The organism is Pantoea sp. R13S299, from assembly GCF_048515925.1.
Taxonomy (GTDB): Bacteria; Pseudomonadota; Gammaproteobacteria; order Enterobacterales; family Enterobacteriaceae; genus Pantoea.
This window is the reverse complement of record NZ_JBLYEF010000001.1, coordinates 1,502,750-1,521,236: the sequence shown is the minus strand read 5'-3', so window position 1 is coordinate 1,521,236 and position 18,487 is coordinate 1,502,750. Positions and strand designations below refer to the sequence as shown.

Genomic DNA, 18,487 nt, shown 5'->3' with positions numbered 1-18,487 from the left:
TGCAGAGATGAAAAAATCGACAATTTTAGATCAAAGTGAGACGACAACGCTGCTGTCGCAGATGGTGCAGCGTTTACCGCTCTCCGATACGCATTTTCGTCGTATCAGCCAGCTGATCTATCAGCGTGCCGGTATCGTACTGGCCGATCACAAGCGTGAGATGGTTTACAACCGTCTGGTTCGTCGCCTGCGTACGCTGAACATCGATGATTTCGGTCGCTACCTGGCGCTGCTGGAGTCCGATCCGAACAGTGCTGAGTGGCAGGCATTTATCAACGCGCTGACCACTAACCTGACCGCGTTCTTCCGCGAAGCGCATCACTTCCCGATTCTGGCGGAGCATGCGCGTAAGCGCCAGGGCAACTTCAGCGTCTGGAGTACCGCAGCGTCAACCGGCGAAGAGCCTTATTCGATCGCCATGACGCTGGCGGAAGCGCTGGGCACTGGGCCGGGCAAGTTCCAGGTTCATGCCAGCGATATCGACACCCAGGTGCTGGAAAAAGCGGTGGCGGGTGTGTATCGCCAGGAAGAGCTGCGCACGCTGTCACCGGCGCAAATGCAGCGCTACTTCCTGCGCGGCACCGGTCCTCATGCCGGTATGGTGCGGGCACGTCCCGAGCTGACCAATATGGTCACTTACGCGCAGCTTAACCTGCTGGCCAATGACTGGGCACTGCCGGGTCAGTTCGACGCAATTTTCTGTCGCAATGTGATGATCTATTTCGATAAAGAGACGCAGGAGAAGATTCTGCGTCGGTTTGTCCCACTGCTGAAGCCGGGCGGCATTCTGTTCGCCGGGCACTCAGAAAACTTCAGTCAGATCAGTAAAGAGTTCTGGCTGCGCGGACAAACCGTCTATGGACTGACGAAGGAAAGATGATGAGCAAAATCACCGTGATGTGCGTAGATGACTCTGCGCTGATGCGGCAGTTGATGACAGAGATCATCAACAGCCATCCGGATATGGAGATGGTCGCTACGGCGCCCGATCCGCTGGTCGCCCGCGATTTGATTAAGCAGTTCAATCCGCAGGTGCTGACGCTGGATGTGGAAATGCCGCGCATGGATGGCCTCGATTTCCTCGAAAAACTGATGCGGTTACGGCCAATGCCGGTGGTGATGGTTTCATCACTGACCGGGAAAGGCTCCGAAATTACGCTGCGTGCGCTGGAACTGGGAGCGGTGGATTTTGTCACCAAACCTCAGCTCGGCATCCGCGAAGGAATGCTGGCGTACAGCCAGATGATTGGCGACAAAATTCGTGCCGCTTCCCGTGCCCGTCTGCACAACCGTACAGCGATGCCGGTGCCAGCGACACTGAAAGCGGGTCCGCTGCTGAGTAGTGAGAAGCTGATTGCGATTGGCTCCTCTACCGGCGGAACCGAGGCAATACGCCATGTGCTGCAGCCGTTACCGGCGACCAGCCCGGCACTGCTGATTACTCAGCATATGCCACCAGGCTTTACCCGCTCTTTTGCCGAGCGTCTGAACAAGCTGTGTCAGATTACGGTGAAAGAAGCCGAAGATGGTGAGCGTATTTTGCCGGGGCACGCCTATATCGCGCCAGGCGCAATGCACATGGAACTGGCCCGAAGTGGTGCCAACTATGTGGTGAAACTGAATGAAGGTCCTCCGGTTAACCGGCACAAACCCTCAGTGGATGTGCTGTTCAAATCGGTAGCAACCTTTGCAGGACGAAATGCGGTAGGGGTCATCCTTACCGGAATGGGCAACGACGGTGCGGCCGGGATGCTGGAAATGCATCGGGCAGGCGCCTGGACTATCGCCCAGAACGAAGCCAGCTGTGTGGTATTTGGCATGCCGCGTGAGGCCATCGCCACAGGCGGCGTGAGCGAAGTCGTAGATTTAAGCAACATCAGCCAGCACATGCTGGCGAAAATTAGCGCCGGACAGGCATTGCGTATTTAACAGGCCCGTCCCGCCGGGCGAGACAACTCAGGAGTAGATATGGCTGATAAAAACATGCGCTTTTTGGTAGTAGACGACTTCAATACGATGCGTCGTATTGTGCGTAACCTGCTGAAAGAGCTGGGCTTCAATAACGTAGAAGAAGCGGAAGATGGTGTGGATGCCCTCGGCAAACTGAAAGCGGGTGGTTTCGACTTCGTGATTTCCGACTGGAACATGCCAAACATGGATGGCCTGCAGCTGCTGCAGACCATTCGTGCCGACGCGGCAATGAATACACTGCCGGTGTTAATGGTAACCGCGGAAGCGAAGAAAGAGAACATTATCGCCGCCGCCCAGGCGGGTGCCAGTGGATATGTGGTGAAGCCATTCACCGCGGCTACTCTGGAAGAAAAGCTGGGTAAAATTTTCGAAAAACTGGGCATGTAAGGGGATGTGATGAGCGACTTTCCGAAACCAACTGAGGATGCCGCGGCACCCGACATCATTTCACGCATTGGCTCTCTGACGCGCATGCTGCGCGACAGTCTGCGCGAGCTGGGGCTGGATAAAGCCATTGCCGATGCAGCTGAAGCCATTCCTGATGCCCGCGATCGTCTGGATTATGTGGTGCAGATGACGGCGCAGGCCGCCGACCGTGCGTTGAACTGTGTTGAAGCAGCACAACCCCATCAGGATAAGATGGAAGCCGGAGCAACGCAGCTGAAAGGGCGTTGGGATGAGTGGTTTGAGAACCCGATTGAACTGGGTGATGCGCGGGAGTTGGTGACGGATACGCGCGAATTCCTCACCGCTGTGCCAGAGCATACCGCCTTTACCAACAAGCAGCTGCTTGAAATCATGATGGCGCAGGATTTCCAGGACCTTACCGGTCAGGTTATCAAGCGCATGATGGATGTGATCCAGGAAATCGAGCGCCAGCTGTTAATGGTGCTGCTGGAGAACATGCCAGAAGTCAGCGCTGAGAAGCGTCAGGTCGGTAACAGCCTGCTGAACGGTCCGCAGATCCACACCGATGCACCGGGCGTGGTGGCGAACCAGGATCAGGTTGATGACCTGCTGGACAGCTTAGGCTTCTAGTTTTCATCCGCCTGCGGGCGGGCAAAACCACTGCAAAATAAACTAAACAGGGTCACCTTTGGGTGGCCCCGTTCTGCATTGTCACATCCATCCCCGAAAGAACGCCTGTTTCCTCCTTCTTATCTCCGCTTTAACTTAAGCCAGATTTGGCATTCTAAGCTCAGAATTCCTGCCAACCGAGGTTTGTCGTGGCTGAAGATAGCGACGAAGACAAAACAGAATCGCCCACGGCCCACCGACTTGAGAAAGCGCGTGAAGAGGGCCAGATTCCGCGTTCGCGCGAACTGACATCCGTACTGATGCTGCTGGCCGGCATCATGATCCTGTGGATGGGCGGCAATATCATGGCGCACCGGCTGGCGGCGATGGTCGCCACCGGACTCCGTTTTGATCACGGCATGGTCAGAGATGACAAAATTATTGTCAGCCACATCGGCAGCCTGATCACCCAGGCACTGATGGCGCTGCTGCCATTGATGGGCGGTCTGGTGCTGGTGGCCATCGCCGCGCCCATGCTGCTGGGCGGACTCGTTTTTAGCGGTAAATCGATCAAGTTCGACCTGAAGAAGATGAGCCCGATGGCGGGGTTCAAGCGGATGTTCGCCGCGCAGGCCTGGACCGAACTGTTTAAAGGCATCCTCAAGACTATCCTGGTCGGCGCGGTGGGCTGGTGGTACATCTGGAGCCACTGGCCTGAGATGCTGCGGCTGATCAGCGAAGCGCCCGTCACCGCGCTGATTCACGGCATGGAGATGATTGCGATCTGCTGCTCGCTGGTGATGCTGGGGCTGATTCCGATGGTGGGCTATGACGTCTTCTGGCAGCTGCACAGCCACTTTAAGAAGCTGAAGATGTCGATGCAGGAAATTCGCGACGAGCATAAGCAGCAGGAAGGCGACCCGCATGTTAAAGGGCGTATTCGTCAGCAGATGCGCGCCGCTGCGCGACGCAGGATGATGGCGGATGTCCCGAAAGCCGACGTTATCGTCACCAACCCGACGCACTACTCGGTCGCACTGCAGTACAACGAGAAGAAGATGAGTGCACCGAAGGTTGTTGCGAAAGGCGCGGGCGAGATCGCCCTGAGAATTCGTGAACTGGCTGCTGAACATCGCATCCCGGTTCTGGAAGCACCGCCGCTGGCGCGTGCGTTATACCGACATACCGAAATTGGTCAGCACATCCCCGGCGCGCTCTATGCCGCCGTGGCCGAAGTGCTGGCGTGGGTCTGGCAGTCGCGTCGCTGGAAGCGCGAAGGCGGCCTGATCCCAACCAAACCAAAAGACCTGCCGGTTCCGGCAGAGATGGACTTTGCAGGAGAGAGTAAAAACGATGGCTAATAACCTGGCCGCAAAACTACGTTTACCGGGCAACTTTAAAGATATGCAGTGGCAGGTGCTGGCCGGTCCGGTACTGATCCTGATGATCCTGTCGATGATGGTTCTGCCATTACCGCCGTTCATCCTCGATCTGCTGTTCACCTTTAACATTGCGCTGTCGATCATGATCCTGCTGGTAGCGATGTTCACCCAGCGGACCCTGGAGTTTGCGGCGTTCCCGACGATCCTGCTGTTCTCTACGTTGCTGCGTCTGGCACTGAACGTGGCCTCAACCCGTATCATCCTGATGGAAGGGCATACCGGTGCCGCCGCCGCAGGACAGGTGGTTGAAGCGTTCGGCCACTTCCTGGTGGGCGGTAACTTCGCCATCGGTATCGTGGTGTTTATCATCCTCGTCATCATCAACTTCATGGTTATCACCAAGGGTGCCGGTCGTATCGCCGAAGTGGGCGCGCGCTTTGTGCTCGACGGGATGCCCGGTAAGCAGATGGCGATCGATGCAGACCTCAACGCCGGTCTGATTGGTGAAGATGACGCCAAACGCCGCCGTGCTGAAGTGACCCAGGAAGCTGACTTCTATGGTTCGATGGACGGTGCGAGTAAATTCGTTCGTGGTGATGCCGTCGCCGGTATCATGATCATGGTGATCAACGTCATCGGCGGCCTGCTGGTGGGCGTGGTGCAGCATGGTATGGATGCGGGCCACGCGGCCGAGACCTATACGCTGCTGACCATTGGTGATGGTCTGGTTGCGCAGATCCCGGCGCTGGTTATCTCTACCGCTGCCGGTGTTATCGTAACGCGCGTCGCTACCGATCAGGATGTCGGCGAGCAGATGGTCACCCAGCTGTTTAAAGATCCTCGTGTACTGATGCTCAGCGCCGGTGTAATTGGCCTGCTGGGTCTGGTGCCTGGCATGCCTAACTTCGTCTTCCTGCTGTTCACCGCCGCCTTACTGGGTCTGGCCTGGTGGCTACGTGGTCGCGAAACACAGCCGAAGAAGAAAGTGGAAGTTGCCGGCAGCATCAGCAACAAAACGGCGGACACGCCAGCGGCCACCGAAGCGTCGTGGACCGATGTGCAGCTGGAAGATACGCTGGGCATGGAAGTGGGCTATCGCCTGATTCCGATGGTCGATCATCAGCAAAACGGTGAGCTGCTGGGACGTATCCGCAGTATCCGTAAGAAGGTGGCTCAGGATGTCGGTTTCCTGCCGCCGGTGGTGCATATCCGTGACAACATGGATCTGCCGCCTGCACGCTATCGCATCCTGATGAAAGGGGTGGAGATTGGCAGCGGTGATGCCTATCCTGGCCGCTGGATGGCGATTAACCCGGGCACGGCTGCTGGCAGCCTGCCGGGTGAAGCAACCGTCGATCCGGCCTTTGGCCTGGCGGCGGTCTGGATTGACAGCGCGCTGAAAGAGCAGGCGCAGATTCAGGGCTTTACCGTGGTTGAAGCCAGTACCGTCGTGGCAACGCACCTTAACCATCTGATTGGTCAGTACGCCAGTGAGCTGTTTGGCCGCCAGGAAGCGCAGCAACTGATTGATCGTGTGACCCAGGAGATGCCGAAGCTGACCGAAGATCTGGTGCCGGGTGTGATCTCACTGACCACGCTGCACAAGGTATTGCAGAATCTGCTGGTGGAGCGGGTGTCGATTCGCGATATGCGTACCATCATCGAAACGCTGGCAGAACATGCGCCGGTGCAGAGCGATCCACAGGAGCTGACCAGCGTCGTGCGTGTCGCGCTGGGCCGTGCGATTACTCAGCAGTGGTTCCCGGGTAATGATGAAGTGCAGGTTATCGGGCTGGATTCTACGCTTGAGCGTCTGCTGTTACAGGCGTTGCAGGGCGGTGGCGGACTGGAGCCGGGTCTGGCCGATCGACTGTTAAGTCAGGCACAGGCGGCATTGCAGCGTCAGGAGATGCTGGGCGCGCCTCCGGTGTTGCTGGTCAATCATCCGCTGCGTGCGCTGCTGGCGCGATTCCTGCGCCGCAATCTGCCACAGCTGGTGGTGCTCTCTAATCTGGAACTGAGCGACAACCGCCAGATCCGTATGACTGCCACCATCGGAGGCAAATAATGCGCTGGCTGGTGACTGCGTTGTTAATGCTGCCGCTGATAGCTCAGGCGGCAGGCGGTGCCTGGAGCGCCACGGCCAACGGACCGCTGCTGGCGAACCGTGGCAGCTGGCAACGGGCCCAGCCGCTGACGCCACCCGCCGATGTCGGCGGGGAAGTCAGCATCGTTAACTGGCGTTATGAACTGAGCAGACCGGCACCGTCTGGCCTGGAAGTCCGACTGTGTGGCGAGCAGCGTTGTACGTCGCTTGAGGGTGCCAGCGGCACCACGCGCGGGCTGGCACATCTGAATGCCGGTGAGACGTTGCACATGGTGTTTGGTTTTGCCGGCAGCGGGGCGCTCCCACCCGGATTACGGGTGGTGAGCAGCGAAGTGATGGTCAACTACGAGTAAGCGTGTTGTTGCTGAATTGACTGAAGGGGGAGCCAGAGATCAATTCTGGCTCCCTTTTTCGTGACGGTTCTGGCTATAAACTGAAGTTGACGTTGTATCTGATGATGCACCCGTTTTACATCCCGTCATGAGCTGTGCGTGATAACGCTTTTCACGCCACCTGATTCTCTTTCTGCGCCAGAAAATCCTTCAGGGGCGTCACGCGACTGATCTCTTCCTGTGCCCTGGCATCATGCATCACTTCCCAGATATCGACATTGTTTTGCAGGTTAAGCCAGAACTCAACGCTGGTTTCAAAGGCTGCTGCCAGCCTGAAAGCCATATCCGGCATCAGCTTCCGGTTGTTGTTCACCAGGGCGCTGACCGTGTTGCGGTGCACCTTGAGCATCTCCGCTAAGTCGAGAATCTTCAGGCCGGTTGGCTCCAGATATTCGTAAAGTAAAACATCGCCGACAGTGGTCGGTTTGCGGGTCGCCTGGTTCATAGTCTTAATCTCTTTATTTACTGACAAAGTTTGATGAGGCCCATTCATTCAGGCAGAAGGCTAGCGCACCGTTGCACAGTGCTCAAGTGCATTATGTGTCTTCAGGCATTTACCCCCTTCATTCCCTCCTCAGAATAGCGACCGCCTTTGACCTCAATCTGCTGATGAATCGCATTCAGTATCCGGAGGTCCTGCTCTTCCAGCTCGATATCGGCGGCCTGCGCGTTTTCCGCGAGATAAGCGATCTGTTTGGTGCCTGGAATCGGCACAATTTTTTCATACTGTGCCAGTAGCCAGGCCAGCGCGATCTGCCCGGTGGTGGCGTCGTATTTCTCCGCCAGCGGCGTCACCGCGTTGAGAAGCTGGAGATTGTGATCGATATTCTCCTGCTGGAAACGATCATTGTTTTTGCGGAAATCATCCTCGGCAAAATCACTGTTTTTGCGGTATTTGCCGGTCAGAAAACCCCGGCCCAGCGGCGAATAGGGCACAAGGCCAATGCCGAGCTTTTTCACCGTTGGCAGAATTTCTTCCTCGATGTCTCGCGTCCAGAGTGAATATTCCGTTTGCAACGCGGCCAGCGGATGGATTGCCTGCGCCCGGTTCAGCGTTGCAGCCGACGCTTCACACAGCCCAATCCGGGCGATCTTTCCCTCCTGCACCAGACGGCTGAGACACTGCATGCTCTCCTCAATCGGCGTCGCCGGACTGATGCGATGCAGATAAAAGAGATCGATACGCTCAACGCCCAGTCGTTTCAGGGAGGCATGGCAGCTGCGGATAATATAGTCCGGCTGATTGTTGATGGTGCGGGCATAGGCCTCATCCGCCGGCCGCTCAATGCCACATTTGGTGGCGACGGTGAACTTCAGCCGTTCAGCTTTGCTCAGCCCGGCAAGAAACTGGCCGATCAGCTGCTCGTTATGGCCACATCCATAGAGATCGGCGGTATCGATAAAGGTGATATCCAGATCGCGCAACTGGCTGAGCAGTTGCAGGGAATGACGATCATCGGTCTGACCGTAAAATTCGCTGAGCCCCATCGCGCCATAGCCGATGGCGCTGACGTCCAGACCCTGAGTTAACGTTCGCTTTTTCATTGTCTCTCCTCGTAAATGAGACGCGATTGTTTCACTCCGCGTTAGAGCAATGAATTGCTCTTTCGGTTATGCAAAAAAGGTATCAGGGAGCTTCAGGCAATAGCGGTATGGGTAGTACAGCGACTTAGCCGCGCGGACGGGCGGGGGCTTCGGGTTCAGCAGGCTGCGAGAGAGCTCTCAGCGCATCGAGAACCACCTCATTGTTTTCATCGGCGCGAATAGCCGCATAAACATCAATGGCCAGCTGTTGCGCCGCGCCTTCCGTCAGCGGTCGATAACAGAGACCTGCCTGGTTAAAGGTACATTTTGACCGCGGCATCAGTGCGAACCCTTTGCCTCTGGCGATGTGCGACAGCATCAGCAGGGAATCATCCGGCTCTCTCACCCGTTTCAGCGTGACGCTGAGCGTGGCGAAGTAGCGCTCGCATTTATCGTAAAACTGCGGATTGGCACTGCGCGCAAACCAGAACAACGGCAGGTCTGCCAGCGCGTCCAGCGAGACTTTTTCCGCCAGACTGGCCGGGTGCGCCGACGGCAAGGCGACAAGCAGCGGCTCGCGGTAAACCCAGACGTACTGAACGGCCTGTTCCGCATCAGGCCCTTTTTCGCCGGTGAGGATCAAATCCAGGCTGTTTTTCGCCAGGCTTTGTAACAGCTGAGCGGAGGTCAGACTGGGCATCTCCATCTCATCGCGGGCATGAAAACCGGCGAGCTGCTTATTAAGCGGCGCGATCAGTTCAAAGTTCAGCGTGCGGGTCAGCCCGATGCGCAGCCGTGCGGCGGCAGGCTGGGCTTCCTGCTTTAAAGCACTTAACGCCGTGAGGATCGCTTCTGCTTTTGCGACCAGGGCACGGCCAGATTCGGTAAGCGTCACCTCATGTGTTGTGCGGCTGAACAGCGACTGACCGAGCAGATCTTCCAGGCTTTGAATCTGGCGGGTTAACGGAGGCTGCGTCATGCTGAGCCGTTCTGCGGCGCGGCGAAAATTAAGCTCATGCGCGACAGCCAGAAAGCACTGCAACTGCTTAATGGTGGGAAGGTGGCTGCTGATAAGGTGCGCGGCGACAGACATAACACTCTCCTGCTGCGGAGACTTGGGGGAAGTGCAGAGAGGATAACTGAAAGCAAAAACGGAGAGGGAAAACCTCTCCGTTTCTGAGATTACATGCGTTCGACGGTGTCGATACCCAGCGTATCCAGACCCTGCTTCAGCGTTTTCGCCGTCAGCGCGGCCAGCTGCAGTCGGCTCAGGCGAGTCTCTTCGGATTCCGCGCTGAGGATCGGGCAGTGCTCGTAGAAGCCAGAGAACAGGCCTGCCAGATCATACAGATAAGCACACATCACGTGTGGCGTACCGTCACGAGCCACCTGAGTGATGACCTCTTCGAACTGCAGCAGACGGGTAGCCAGTTGTGCTTCACGCTCTTCGCTGATTACAATCGCGGCATCCAGCGAGTCGGCATCAATGCCCGCTTTGCGGAATACAGACAGCACCCGGGTATAGGCGTACTGCATATAAGGCGCAGTGTTGCCTTCAAACGCCAGCATGTTGTCCCAGTCGAAGATGTAGTCCGTGGTGCGGCTTTTTGACAGGTCAGCATATTTCACTGCACTGATGCCGACCACTTCTGCCAGCGTCTTCACTTCCGCTTCGCTCATCTCCGGGTTCTTTTCACGCACCAGCGTGTAGGCACGCTGATACGCTTCATCCAGCAGATCGGAGAGCTTGATGGTGCCGCCGCTACGGGTTTTGAACGGACGGCCATCTTTGCCCAGCATCATGCCGAATGCATGGTGCTCCAGCGGCACAGATTCCGGCACATAACCCGCTTTACGCACGATGGTCCAGGCCTGAACCAGATGCTGATGCTGACGTGAGTCGATGTAATAGAGCACCCGATCGGCCTTCAGCGTTTCATAACGATACTTCGCACAGGCGATATCGGTGGTGGTATAGAGGTAGCCGCCATCCTTTTTCTGGATGATGACGCCCATTGGCTCACCTTCTTTGTTCTGGAATTCATCCAGGAACACCACGGTCGCGCCTTCGCTCTCAACCGCTAAGCCTTTCTGCTTCAGGTCGGAGACAATGCCAGGCAGCATATCGTTATAGAGACTTTCACCCATGACATCGTTGCGCGTCAGCGTCACGTTCATGCGGTCATAGATTTTCTGGTTCTGACTCATGGTGATGTCGACCAGCTTCTTCCACATCTGGCGGCAGTATTCATCGCCACCCTGAAGTTTCACGACATAGCTGCGCGCGCGCTCGGCAAACTCAGGATCTTCATCATAGGTGCGCTTGGCTTCACGGTAGAAGCCTTCGAGATCGGCCAGCGCCATCTCTGCATGATCTTCATTCTGCTGCTTTTCCAGGAACGCGATCAGCATGCCGAACTGCGTACCCCAGTCGCCCACATGGTTAGCACGGATCACTTTATGACCGAGGAACTCCAGCGTACGCACCGCCGCATCACCAATAATGGTGGAGCGCACGTGGCCCACGTGCATCTCTTTTGCGACGTTAGGAGCAGAGTAGTCGACCACGATAGTCTGCGGCTCGGCCAGCTGCACGCCCAGGCGCGGCAGACTCAGCGCTTCACGGGCGTGGGTTGCCAGCCAGTCAGGGTCGAGGAAGATATTGATGAAGCCCGGCCCGGCAATTTCGACCTTGCTGGCGATACCGGTCAGGTCGAGGTGCTGAATCACCGTTTCCGCTAATTGTCGCGGTGCCTGTCCCAGCTTTTTCGCCACGGCCATAATGCCGTTGGCCTGATAGTCTCCAAACTGAACCCGTGCGGACTGACGAACCTGCGGTTCGCAATCGGCGGGTGCGCCGGCTAAAACCATTGCCTGGCTGACTTTTGCGGAAAGAAGTGCCTGAATATTCACCGAGTTACCTTCATGTGCTGAACAACGCCTGGACTAAAAAGCCGGGCTGTCATCATCTTGTCTGAGCGCATCGCGTAACGGATAGGCAGAAACGGATGGGGCAGACAAAACGGAAAAAAATGAGGGGAAAAGTATACGTGAAATGTGGGTGGGCGTCAGCAGTTGGATGAAGCGGGGAAACAGAGCTGAAGAAGATGTTTCCCAGAGGCGTTAACGACGTCGAAGATGACGGCGTGGGTTCTTTACGCTTTTATCTTCGCGCACCTTCCAATGGCGGGAAATTGCAAATCCCATCAGTGCGATCAGGACAGCGACAACGATGAGCATAGACATAGAGCCATTCCTTTTGGTTGTGTTAGGTCAAATTTATAGGAAGGAGGGGAAGGCTGCAATTGTTTGCTCTTCAAATGAGAGTTATCTTATTGTATTAAAGAAGTTCATTTAAATCATGAAGTTAAGTTACTTTCATCAAGCAACTCATGGTCCTAAACAGGAGATAAATCCGAAATGAAAGATGTTATTATACGGTTTTGCGTTAAATTTCAGTCCAAATAAGATGAATCTTACCGTTTTGTGACGCTGAGCACGCGGCGCACAATAAACCAGACTGATTATAAAAGCTAAACAAATAGAGAGGATTTAGGGTGGTGGAGCGATCTTTTCCGGCAGAATTGGATGATTTAAAGACAGATTTAGAACGTTTTGAAGAATCGTTGCAAAATTTTGCGCAGCGACTCGGTTTGCGCCTTAACGATCTGGATGTAGACCATATTTCGGTTCGTTGTCATCAGGACACGACGGCAATGCGCTGGCAGCAAGGCTTGCAGCAGATTGGTACGCAGTTTTCAGCGGCAACGATCAACGGACGTCAGATTTGCCTGTTTAAACTACATGATCCACTGGTCGTAGCAGGCAGAGAGATTGATGTGGTTGAGCTGCCGTGGCCGGGTGAGAAGCGTTATCGCCATGAAGGCTGGGAGCATATTGAGGTGGTGTTACGCGGCGACCCCGGGACGCTGGGCATGCGTGCGATGGCATTACTGTCCGATGAGGCGCTGACGCAGCCGGGGATTTCCTTTAAAACCAGCTCACCGCAGGGCGAGAATGAACGCCTGCCCAATCCGACCCTGGCGGTGACGGATGGGCAGACGACAATCAAGTTTCATCCGTGGCGACTGGAGGAGATAGTCGCCAGCGAACAGGACTAAATGCGGGCGGCCACGGCGCGCTTCAGGCGCGCTACGCCCTCATCCAGCAGGGCGCGGGTACAGCCGAAATTGAGCCGGACAAACTGGTCATTACCAAACTCACGTCCGGCCGTTAAGCCCAGTCCGTGCTTCTCGAAATAGAGGGCAGGGCTGGCCACACCCAGCGCGCTGGCGTCGATCCAGGCGAGATAGGTCGCTTCCGGCGTGGCGACTGACAGGCCGGTCATCTTATTGACCTGCGATACCAGCCAGTCACGGTTGCTACGCAGGTAGGCATTCTGCGCCTTCAGCCAGGGTTCACCTTCGCGCCATGCCGCTGCCGCAGCGGTAAGTGCCAGAATATCAACCTCCGGCACAATGCCGCGTCGCAACCGATTAAAGCGCGCACGCAGTTCGGCGTTCGGGATAATGGCGATAGACGCACCCAGACCGGCAATGTTAAAGCTCTTTGAGGGTGACATCAGCGTCACACTGCGCTGGGCCGCATCTTCACTCAGTGAAGCAAACGGAATGTGCTGAACGCCCGGTTCCAGCAGCAGGTCGCTGTGGATCTCGTCGGAACAGACAATCAGATTATGCTTCTGCGCAAATTCCAGCTGCGCCTGCAGCTCCTCATGGCGATAGACGGTGCCGCCCGGATTCTGCGGATTACACAGCATCAACAGCCGCTCTTTACCGCCCATCTGACCCTCTGCCGCAGCCAGATCCAGCCGCCAGCGTCCCTCTTCCAGTATTAAGGGCAGATTGACCTGCTCCCGCTCTGCCAGTTTTGCCGCACCGCGAAACGGCGGATAGATGGGAGTAGGGGCAATCGTCAGCTCGTCAGGCGCGGTAAACGCCCGCACGGCGAGATTCAGTCCAGTTACTACGCCCGGCAACACCACAATCCACTCCGGATTAATGTGCCACTGATAGCGTGAGGCGATCCAGGCGACGGCGCTGTCGATGAACGCCACTGGCGTGTCGCCATAGCCAAAAATCCCATGTTCGGCGCGGGTTTTAATCGCATCGATAACGCAGTCAGGCGATCGGAAATCTGTATCTGCCACCCACAACGGCAGAATGTCCTGGTCCGCATATTTGTTCCATTTAAGGCTATCGCTGTGACGACGGTCTATCCGTTGGTCGAAATTGAATGCCATAGTTAACTTTCCCGGTAAACTCATTCCAGCAGCCAGACTAACTGATGAATCTGCCCTGAACCAGAGTCATGTAAAGGAGAAGAGAATGACCACACTGGAAATTTGCTGCTATGGCGTGGATTGCGCCGTGACTGCACAAGAGGCGGGCGCCGATCGGGTGGAACTTTGTACCGCACCGCGTGAAGGTGGCCTGACCCCCTCGGCGGGCATGTTGAATGCTGCCCGGCGTGAGGTTTCGATTCCGGTTCATCCCATTGTCCGGCCACGGGGTGGGGATTTTTGTTACAGCTCACGCGAATTCGAAGCGATGAAATCGGACGTGGCGTTAATCCGCGAACTCGGTTTTCCCGGACTGGTGATTGGGATGCTGGATGAAGAGGCCCACATTCATCATGGTCAGATGCGGCAGATTATGGCGCTGTGTGACGGCATGGCCGTGACCTTTCATCGCGCCTTCGATCTCTGCCACAGCCCTAAGCGTGCACTCGAAGAATTAACGGATTTGGGTGTGGCGCGGATTCTGACATCCGGCCAGCAGCAGAGCGCTGAAAACGGAATTGCATTACTCAGGGAACTTAATGAGACCAGCACCGGTCCTATTATTATGGCGGGTGCCGGCGTTCGTCTCAGCAACCTGCAAAAGTTTCTCGACATGGGGATTGATGAAGTCCACAGCTCGGCCAGTCGCCTGATGGCGTCACCGATGCGCTACCGCAAAGCGGGGGTCTCCATGTGTTCAGAAGCCGAAACCGACGAGTTCAGCCGCTACTGTGTAGACGGCGATGTGGTTGAGGCGATGAAAAGCGTGATGCAGATGAGCACCGTCCGGGTCGCCTGAACCACAACAGATTTTGCCGCGCAGCACGCCGATCATTGACGTGGTGTTTGCAAGTACCAAACCCCAGTACAGCTTGCTGGGGTTCTTTTTGTGTAAAACCTGCCTCTCTGGCGACACTTCCCCGGGTTAATCTCTGACAGTAGAGTCTTAATCCTAAATGTGATTAGATGCCAGCATCTGCCAGCCGATGAAGTGCCGCTATGAATCCCAGAGAAAATATTGTCAGCCAGTTCAGTGCGTTGTCGCCTGAGTTGCAACGTGCTGCCGAGTTCTCACTCCAGAATACCAATCAGCTTGTGGTGCAATCAATGCGTGCTTTTGCCAGCGAGGCAGGCGTAAAACCTGCGACGCTTCTGCGACTGGCACAGCGCCTGGGCTATGACGGCTGGGGTGAACTCAAAGACGCTTTTATCGATGATATGGGTTTACGCGATGATACCTATGTCTCCAAAGCTGAAAAACTGATCGCGAAACCGACGCAGCCTCAGCTCTACCAGGAGGTCTTTCAGGCGCACCAGGCTAACCTTGCAGCGACGCAACGTGAAAATCATCAGAAGATGGATCAGGCTGTCACCCTGCTGGATGCGGCTGACAACGTTTATATCTGTGGATTTCGTGCCAGTTTTCCCATCGCCTGGTCACTGTTTTATATTTATCGATTATTCAACCGGCAGGTCTCGCTGATTGATGGTCTGGCGAGCAATATCGAAGTCTTTACCCGCGAACTCACGGCGCAGGATGCGATATTGCTGACCAGTTTCGCCCCCTATTCACGTGAATCACTGACCGTATTGCAGGCTGCCCGGCAGGCGGGCGCGAGAATCATCGCGATTACAGATTCGCCTGTTTCCCCTCTGGCGCAGGCCGCCGACTGTACCCTGTTGTTCTCGGTGGATAGCCCCTCTTTCTTTCCTTCTGTGGTGTCCGGTATGGGGCTGGCCGAGTGTCTGCTGGCGATGCTGGTGGCACGTCATGGCCGCGAGGCCGTCACTAAAATTGAAAATGCCGAACGCTACCTGATTGATTCAGGTGCCTATGTGGTGCCGGGTAAGCCCTGATTCAGGATCCATTTGTATCCGTCATAAGAAAACAGAATGCATATGTATCATTCTTGCGTTGACGTAATCCAAATGGATCCGGCAAGATGCGCTGAGTTATCGCAGCGTATCCAGGAGCAGGACCCAGCATGAGCCATATCATTCACCGCAGTCTGCGCAGCACGCCCGCCGTGGCTGCTAGTGCGCAAGGGGCGTACATCTTTGATGCACAGGGAAAACAGTATCTGGATGCCTGCGGTGGGGCCGCTGTTTCCTGCTTAGGCCATGCACATCCTGACGTGCTGGCTGCGATGCATCGCCAGATTGACCAGCTCGCCTATGCGCATACCGGTTTCTTCACCAGCGACACGGTTGAACAACTCGCCGAACATCTGACCCGCAACGCCCCTGGCGATCTCAACTATGCCTATTTCGTATCAGGCGGTTCTGAAGCGGTTGAAACTGCGCTGAAACTGGCCCGGCAATATTTTGTTGAAATCGGTCAGCCGTCCCGCACCCGGTTTATCGCCCGCCAGCAGAGTTATCACGGTAATACGCTGGGTGCGCTGGCGGTCGGCGGTAATGAATGGCGTCGTCGCCAGTTTGCCCCTCTGTTAATCGACGTGATCCGTGTGTCTGCCTGTAATGAATATCGTGACCGCCGTGCTGATGAAACCCAGCAGCAATATACGCAGCGCCTGTTAAACGAGCTGGAGCAGGCAATTATTGATGCCGGGCCGGAGACAATCATCGGTTTTTGCGCAGAGACCGTGGTGGGCGCGACCACAGGGGCAACCCCGCCCACACCAGGTTATTTCAAAGGTGTGCGCAACCTGTGCGACAAATATGGCCTGCTCTATATCGCCGATGAAGTGATGTGCGGCATGGGACGCACCGGTACGCTCCACGCATTTGAACAGGATGATGTCGTGCCTGATCTGGTGACTATCGCCAAAGGACTGGGTGGCGGCTATCAGCCGATTGGTGCGGTGCTGGCGAGCGAAAAGATTGTCTCCGCGCTGCAGGCTGGCAGTGGTCTGTTCCAGCATGGTCATACCTACATCTGCCATGCCACAGCGGCTTCAGCCGCCCTGGCGGTGCAGCAGGTCATTGAGCGCGACAATTTATTAGACGCTGTGAAACGGCAGGGCGATTACCTGCAGCGGGCGCTGCGTGATGTGCTGGGTGAGTTACCGCAGGTCGGTGATACACGTGGACGCGGCCTGTTCGCCGGGGTTGAGCTGGTGCGTGATAAAGCCAGTAAAACGCCGTTCGATCCGGCGCTGAAACTGCACGCCAGAATAAAAGCCAACTGTATGGCGCGTGGATTAATGGTCTATCCCATGGGCGGAACGATTGACGGGCAATATGGCGATCACATTCTGATTGCACCGCCCTTTATCATCACGACGGCCCAGCTCGATTTTGTGGTGGAAACGCTGGAGCAGGTCATTCGTGAAGAGACAGTCAGAGTATGATTAACCGTCTGCCGCCGCTGGCGGAACACGCGTGGGACGAGCAGCAACGTCCGCTGGCGCAGGAGATTATCAACGGGCCACGCGGTGCGTTGTTACCGCCCTTTGAGCCATTGCTGCGCAGCCCGGAGCTGATGGCGCACGCACAGCGCATGGGGGAATATCTGCGGTATCGCAGTGCGCTGGGGCAGCGTCTGTCGGAACTGGCCATTCTGGTGACAGCCCGGCACTGGTCCCAGCCGGTTGAGTGGGCCATTCATGCGCCGATAGCGCGAGAGAAGGGCATTTCTGCGGCAGCGGTGCAGGCGATTAATGAAAAACGTCAGCCGGATGATCTTAAGTCCGACGAGTGGGTGATTTACCACTTCTGCCAGCAACTTCATCAGCAGCAGAAAGTCAGTGACGCGACCTGGCAGCAGGCCATCGGGTTGTGGGGCGAAAAGGGCGTGGTGGATCTGATAGGCATCAATGGTTATTACAGTTTTCTCTCAATGATCATGAACGGCGCACAGACGCCGGTACCCGACACGCAGGATCATCTTATTCCTGAATAAGTTTTCATTTAATCCGGGCGCATCCTGATTCGCCCTGCATATCAAATAAGTTCGTTTTATTTATCCCGGCGTATCTTCGTCGGGTGATATTCACTGCACGCTATTTCACTGACGTCGAGGGTTATTATGTCTGGATTATTCTCTAAATTAAAAGTTACTTTAGCGCTGGTTGCCTGTTCAGCCAGCTTTATTGCTACCGCTCAGGATAAACTGATGGTGGGTGTCGATACCGCTTTTGTGCCCTTTGAATTTAAACAGGGTGATAAGTATGTAGGCTTCGATATTGATTTATGGAACGCGATTGCTAAGAAGATGAACGTCAGTTACGAATTACGCCCAATGGATTTTGGCGGGTTAATTCCGGGGCTGCAGTCCCGTAATCTGGATGTGGCTATGGCCGGCATTACGATTACCGATGCGCGGAAGCAGGTCGTTGATTTCAGTGATGGCTATTATAACGCTGATCTGCTGATGGCAGTAAAAAGCAGCGATCATTCCATTAATAAATTCAGTGATTTAGCCGGAAAAAAAGTCGGCCTGAAACAGGGTACGGCCGCGGCCGGTTTTATGAAGAGTAAATACAAAGCGGACTATGTTGAATTCCCTAACATCGATAACGCCTACCTCGATTTGCAGGCGGGTAATCTCGATGCTGTAGTTCATGATTCGCCGAATGTGCTCTATTACGTGAAAACGGCGGGTAATGGCAAAGTGAAATCCACGGGTGAGACTGACAGCATTCTGCCACAACAGTACGGTTTCGCGATGCAGAAGAACAGCAGCCTGACACCTAAAGTTAACGCTGCATTGCAGGCGCTGCGCGCGGATGGCACCTACGACAAAATTTATCTGAAGTGGTTTGCGAAACAGCCGAAATAATCCAGCCAGGTCGGCGCTGTCCGACCTCATTTCGCCCTAATGGATCGA

Annotated in this window: 19 protein-coding genes; 13 read left to right on the top strand and 6 right to left on the bottom strand. The window is 55.6% G+C overall.

Going from position 1 to position 18,487, the window contains the following annotated elements:
- Window positions 1-7 precede the first annotated feature (7 nt).
- From cheR to flhE, 7 genes are all read left to right on the top strand, one after another.
- Window positions 8-880, top strand: coding sequence for a protein-glutamate O-methyltransferase CheR (gene cheR / locus ACN1CO_RS07435; protein WP_090960153.1), 873 nt, complete (start codon window positions 8-10; stop codon window positions 878-880).
- Complete coding sequence (locus tag ACN1CO_RS07430) at window positions 880-1,929, top strand: protein-glutamate methylesterase/protein-glutamine glutaminase (RefSeq protein WP_419138995.1); 1,050 nt, start codon at window positions 880-882, stop codon at window positions 1,927-1,929. Before cheR ends, ACN1CO_RS07430 begins: the two co-directional genes overlap by 1 nt.
- Before the next feature lie 39 nt (window positions 1,930-1,968).
- Window positions 1,969-2,358, top strand: a complete 390-nt coding sequence (cheY, locus tag ACN1CO_RS07425; protein WP_419138438.1) for a chemotaxis response regulator CheY — start codon at window positions 1,969-1,971, stop codon at window positions 2,356-2,358.
- 9 nt (window positions 2,359-2,367) lie between these two features.
- Window positions 2,368-3,009, top strand: a complete 642-nt coding sequence (cheZ, locus tag ACN1CO_RS07420; protein ID WP_419138437.1) for a protein phosphatase CheZ — start codon at window positions 2,368-2,370, stop codon at window positions 3,007-3,009.
- 188 nt (window positions 3,010-3,197) lie between these two features.
- The gene (flhB, locus tag ACN1CO_RS07415; protein ID WP_419138436.1) at window positions 3,198-4,349 is read left to right on the top strand and encodes a flagellar biosynthesis protein FlhB; all 1,152 of its coding nucleotides are present in this window, start codon (window positions 3,198-3,200) and stop codon (window positions 4,347-4,349) included.
- Window positions 4,342-6,438, top strand: a complete 2,097-nt coding sequence (flhA, locus tag ACN1CO_RS07410) for a flagellar biosynthesis protein FlhA (RefSeq protein ID WP_419138435.1) — start codon at window positions 4,342-4,344, stop codon at window positions 6,436-6,438. The genes flhB and flhA overlap by 8 nt, the downstream gene beginning before the upstream one ends.
- Window positions 6,438-6,830, top strand: coding sequence for a flagellar protein FlhE (gene flhE, locus ACN1CO_RS07405; RefSeq protein ID WP_419138434.1), 393 nt, complete (start codon window positions 6,438-6,440; stop codon window positions 6,828-6,830). The genes flhA and flhE overlap by 1 nt, the downstream gene beginning before the upstream one ends.
- Window positions 6,831-6,981: 151 nt before the next feature.
- Here flhE and ACN1CO_RS07400 read toward each other — a convergent pair whose 3' ends face one another.
- The 5 genes from ACN1CO_RS07400 to ACN1CO_RS07380 all read right to left on the bottom strand — a co-directional run bounded on the left by ACN1CO_RS07400 (window position 6,982) and on the right by ACN1CO_RS07380 (window position 11,639).
- On the bottom strand, window positions 6,982-7,314 hold the full coding sequence (locus ACN1CO_RS07400; RefSeq protein WP_419138433.1) for a HigA family addiction module antitoxin: 333 nt from the start codon (window positions 7,312-7,314) through the stop codon (window positions 6,982-6,984).
- A gap of 101 nt (window positions 7,315-7,415) precedes the next feature.
- Window positions 7,416-8,414: an aldo/keto reductase gene (locus ACN1CO_RS07395; protein ID WP_419138432.1), complete on the bottom strand. Its 999-nt coding sequence runs from the start codon at window positions 8,412-8,414 to the stop codon at window positions 7,416-7,418.
- A gap of 124 nt (window positions 8,415-8,538) precedes the next feature.
- On the bottom strand, window positions 8,539-9,486 hold the full coding sequence (locus ACN1CO_RS07390) for a LysR family transcriptional regulator (RefSeq protein WP_419138431.1): 948 nt from the start codon (window positions 9,484-9,486) through the stop codon (window positions 8,539-8,541).
- Between the two features lie 89 nt (window positions 9,487-9,575).
- Window positions 9,576-11,306 carry an arginine--tRNA ligase gene (gene argS, locus ACN1CO_RS07385; protein ID WP_419138430.1) on the bottom strand — a complete coding sequence of 577 codons (1,731 nt, stop codon included), beginning with the start codon at window positions 11,304-11,306 and terminating at the stop codon, window positions 9,576-9,578.
- Between the two features lie 210 nt (window positions 11,307-11,516).
- The gene (locus tag ACN1CO_RS07380) at window positions 11,517-11,639 is read right to left on the bottom strand and encodes a hypothetical protein (RefSeq protein ID WP_009089698.1); all 123 of its coding nucleotides are present in this window, start codon (window positions 11,637-11,639) and stop codon (window positions 11,517-11,519) included.
- A gap of 314 nt (window positions 11,640-11,953) precedes the next feature.
- On the opposite strand from ACN1CO_RS07380, the gene ACN1CO_RS07375 reads away from it, so the two are divergent.
- The gene (locus tag ACN1CO_RS07375) at window positions 11,954-12,514 is read left to right on the top strand and encodes a VOC family protein (protein WP_419138429.1); all 561 of its coding nucleotides are present in this window, start codon (window positions 11,954-11,956) and stop codon (window positions 12,512-12,514) included.
- On the opposite strand, the gene ACN1CO_RS07370 is transcribed toward ACN1CO_RS07375, so the two are convergent.
- Window positions 12,511-13,656 (bottom strand): MalY/PatB family protein, encoded by a 1,146-nt coding sequence (locus ACN1CO_RS07370; RefSeq protein ID WP_419138428.1) that lies wholly within the window; start codon window positions 13,654-13,656, stop codon window positions 12,511-12,513. The two genes, ACN1CO_RS07375 and ACN1CO_RS07370, sit on opposite strands and share 4 nt — an antisense overlap.
- Window positions 13,657-13,741: 85 nt before the next feature.
- Here ACN1CO_RS07370 and cutC point away from each other — a divergent pair, with 85 nt between their 5' ends.
- From cutC to glnH, 5 genes are all read left to right on the top strand, one after another.
- A complete protein-coding gene (gene cutC / locus ACN1CO_RS07365) occupies window positions 13,742-14,494 on the top strand; it encodes a copper homeostasis protein CutC (RefSeq protein ID WP_283547764.1) in 753 nt (250 codons plus the stop codon).
- A gap of 200 nt (window positions 14,495-14,694) precedes the next feature.
- Window positions 14,695-15,552, top strand: a complete 858-nt coding sequence (locus ACN1CO_RS07360; RefSeq protein WP_419138427.1) for a MurR/RpiR family transcriptional regulator — start codon at window positions 14,695-14,697, stop codon at window positions 15,550-15,552.
- A 128-nt stretch (window positions 15,553-15,680) separates the two neighbouring features.
- A complete protein-coding gene (locus ACN1CO_RS07355) occupies window positions 15,681-17,009 on the top strand; it encodes an aspartate aminotransferase family protein (RefSeq protein ID WP_419138426.1) in 1,329 nt (442 codons plus the stop codon).
- The gene (locus tag ACN1CO_RS07350; protein ID WP_419138425.1) at window positions 17,006-17,560 is read left to right on the top strand and encodes a carboxymuconolactone decarboxylase family protein; all 555 of its coding nucleotides are present in this window, start codon (window positions 17,006-17,008) and stop codon (window positions 17,558-17,560) included. Before ACN1CO_RS07355 ends, ACN1CO_RS07350 begins: the two co-directional genes overlap by 4 nt.
- Window positions 17,561-17,686: 126 nt before the next feature.
- Window positions 17,687-18,439 carry a glutamine ABC transporter substrate-binding protein GlnH gene (gene glnH / locus ACN1CO_RS07345; protein ID WP_419138424.1) on the top strand — a complete coding sequence of 251 codons (753 nt, stop codon included), beginning with the start codon at window positions 17,687-17,689 and terminating at the stop codon, window positions 18,437-18,439.
- The last annotated feature ends 48 nt before the right edge of the window (window positions 18,440-18,487 follow it).